Consider the following 3,105-nt stretch of genomic DNA (forward strand, 5'->3'; position numbering starts at 1 on the left):
AGAGGCCGCAGGTCGCGAAGGCGGAGATGACCTCGAAGATGACTTCTTTGAGGTCTGCGCCGCTAATGATGAGAATCGATGCGGCGCCAACACCTACCACGGTAGCACCCATAACAATCACAGAGATGGCGATGCGCAGCGAGGATTCGGGGATAGTGCGATTGAATGCTACGACCTTCTGATCACCTCGCGCTTCGGCAAGAATCGACAGGGCAATCACAGCAACGGTCGTGACCTTTACGCCACCCGCGGTCGAGCCGGAGCCGCCACCAATGAACATGAGCATATCGGTCAGTAGCGTGGAGACGGGGGTAATGCTACTCATGTCGACTAGGTTGAACCCCCCCGAACGCATCATGACGGAGGCAAAGATGGCGTTCAGAACCTTGTCACCGGCAGAGTAGCCGCCAATGGTGGCGGGGTTATTCCACTCGAAAACACCCCAGAAGAAGGCACCAAACCCGAAGAAGAAGAGGGTGGTGACCATGGTCAGTTTTGCGGTCAGCTGCCAGCGTGAGGGACGGAAGGGGTTGCGCTGAATCGCAATGAACACGGGGAAGCCGAGTGAACCGAGGAACACCGCGATGCAGATGGGCACGAGCAGGAAGAGATCGTGGCCGTAGGGTACGATGCCGTCAGAATGCGGGGTGAATCCGGCATTGTTAAATGCCGAGATCGAGTAGAAGATGCTGTGCCAGATGGCTTGAAAAGGGTCCTCACCCAGCGTCAGGAAACGGGGAATCAGCACGATTGCGATGATTGCTTCGATGGAGAAGGACGCATAGGAGACACTTTTGACGATGCCACCAACTTCGCCGAGTCGGCTGATGTTCAGGTCTTCCTGCGCGATGAGTTTGGTGCGCAGGCCCATTTTGCGGCCGATCGCCAGCGCCAGCAGTGAAGTAATCGTCAGAGTACCCAGACCACCCACCTGGCAGGCGAGAAGAATCATTGCCTGACCAAAAGTTGACCATTGATCGGCGGTTGAGACAGTCGTCAGGCCGGTCACGGTCACCGCGCTGGTGGCGGTGAAGAATGCGTGGTGTAGCGCGATGCGCTGCCCGTCTGCTGAAGAAATAGGCAGGGACAGCATGATGGTGAAGAAGATAATGACGAGAAGGAAGGCGCTGATCGCAGTGCGCGAAGGGGATGCCAGAACGGAAGAATCAATGAAGTCGCGGAAGCGTTCGAGAGTCTTCTGGTTGAACTCTAGCGGGGTCCGTTTGCGCTGAGTCTCGGAGTCTTCGTGGTCACGTAGGGCGGGCAGACGGTCGAGATCGATGCCGGGCACGCTGGTGAGGACGCTGAGGTTTTCAGCTTCGAGGCGGTCGCGGCGGCTTCGGCGAACCTGCTTCTTTGGGGGTGCGGAGGTGGCACCGCTGAGGGTGTCCCAGCGGCGGTTGAGCTGGCCCTGGGGGTGGTGGTGTCGGCGCCGGGTGCGGCGGATTATGCGTCCCATGCGCCTCCTTCAGCGGGTGTCTGGGTGTTGGTGTTTTGGGTGGCATTTTGTGCCTGTGTTTAACGCCTTCTAGTGTATCGCGCCAGGTGCTTGCTGAGGGGGTTGAGGTTCTGGTAGTCCGAGGGTAAATATGTGAGCTTGGAGAAGGTGTGCGGCTGGTTTTGTGGGTGGAGCCACGAAAACTATATATTCTGTATTAGCTATATAAGTATTGAGGGGCCGGGCGGCTTGCATATGCTTAGGATGAGATACAGGAAATCAACATCAGATGTGATAGACACTTCATGCTTTTCTGCCTTTCAATGCTTCATGTTGGGCTAGCGTTCAGCGGTCTTTCAGAATTTTTGAAGGTAATTTCTGTATCAGCCTCATTCTAAGCTTGAGACGCTACTTTATATGTCATAATCGCTATATGCATTCTGATGTTTTTTCTGTCATCGCGGATCCGACTCGCCGCCGAATTGTGCGTATTCTCGCTGAGCAAACCCACACGGTGGGCGCAGTGGTTGAAAAGCTGGGCATGAGCCAGCCGACCATTTCGAAGCACCTGAAAGTTCTTCGCGATGCAGATGTGGTTTCCGTGACCGTGGAGGGGCAGCGTCGCCTCTACTCCCTGAACCCGGATGTATTCGCCACCGTGACCGAGTGGATTAACGAGACCGTCCAGATTGCACGCCAGTCCAATGAGGCGCACGCACCCGTGGCACTGCCCGGTGGCGTGAGCGCATCTGCCTCCGATAAGGCGACCGCTGAGAATGCAACCGAGAAGGCTGCGGAGAAGCCGGTTGAGAAGACCTCCGAAAAGAGCAGCCAGAAGCCCGCAAGTGCCCAGCCGCCTGCAAGTGCCCAGAAGCCCGCGGCCGAAGAACCTGCTCAGAAACTTGCCCCGGCTACGACTGCACCGACTGCAACTGCACCGGTTGCAACTGAGAAGAGCGCAACCGCGGAGAAGCCCGAGGCGACCGACTCGGAGATTCTTGCCGTTGAGGCACCCACTTCTGAGGAAATTGAGCAGGCTCGCATTCAGCGCGCCCGCGCACAGTACCTGACCCCCAGTGCGCGCATCTACTCGCGCCCTGCGGAGCAGGCGGCTGATAGCGATACTTCCGAGCCTGTTGCTGAGAAGGCAGGAGCTGCTGAGTCCATCTCGCAGGAAGAGGCAGTGGATAGTACCCCGATGCGCCCCTTCACTCCCGCATCCTACGGTTACGACGCTGGGGTGACCCCCGCGGCGTCGGCAACCCCCGCTCAGCCCGCTACCCCTGCGCTACCTGCTGAGGTGAAGCCCGCTGTGACTGCTCAGCCTGCCGCTGCGGCGGTGTCGTACGGTATTGATCCGGCTACGGTTGTGGGCGGTTCGATTCAGCCTATTGCGGTGACTTCCGAAGCTCCTGCTACCGAGGAGCCCGCGGTGGCTGAGAAGGCTGTCAACGAACAGTCCGCAGAAAAGGCTGAGGAGAAGACCTCGGTTGAAGAAACCGAAGCTGTTGAGAAGCCCGTAGCTAAAGAAGCAGCCCCCGAGAAGGTCGCTGCAGAAGAGTCTGACAAGGCAGAAAACACGTCTGAGACTTCCTCTGAGGAGCCCGAGTATCAGACCATGCCCGCCTACGATTCTGTGTACCGCCCCAGTGCTGCGACGAACAGTG

2 protein-coding genes are annotated in these 3,105 nt (G+C 57.9%); one reads left to right on the forward strand and one right to left on the reverse strand.

The annotated features are described in order from the left end of the window. A partial coding sequence (locus Q0216_RS06275; protein WP_298593812.1) for a TrkH family potassium uptake protein occupies window positions 1-1,459 on the reverse strand: 1,459 nt, incomplete at its 3' end. A 412-nt stretch (window positions 1,460-1,871) separates the two neighbouring features. On the opposite strand from Q0216_RS06275, the gene Q0216_RS06280 reads away from it, so the two are divergent. Then, a partial coding sequence (locus Q0216_RS06280; protein WP_298593813.1) for a metalloregulator ArsR/SmtB family transcription factor occupies window positions 1,872-3,105 on the forward strand: 1,234 nt, incomplete at its 3' end.

Origin of the sequence: uncultured Rothia sp., assembly GCF_937976295.1 — a bacterium.
In the GTDB taxonomy this organism is placed as follows: Bacteria; Actinomycetota; Actinomycetes; order Actinomycetales; family Micrococcaceae; genus Rothia.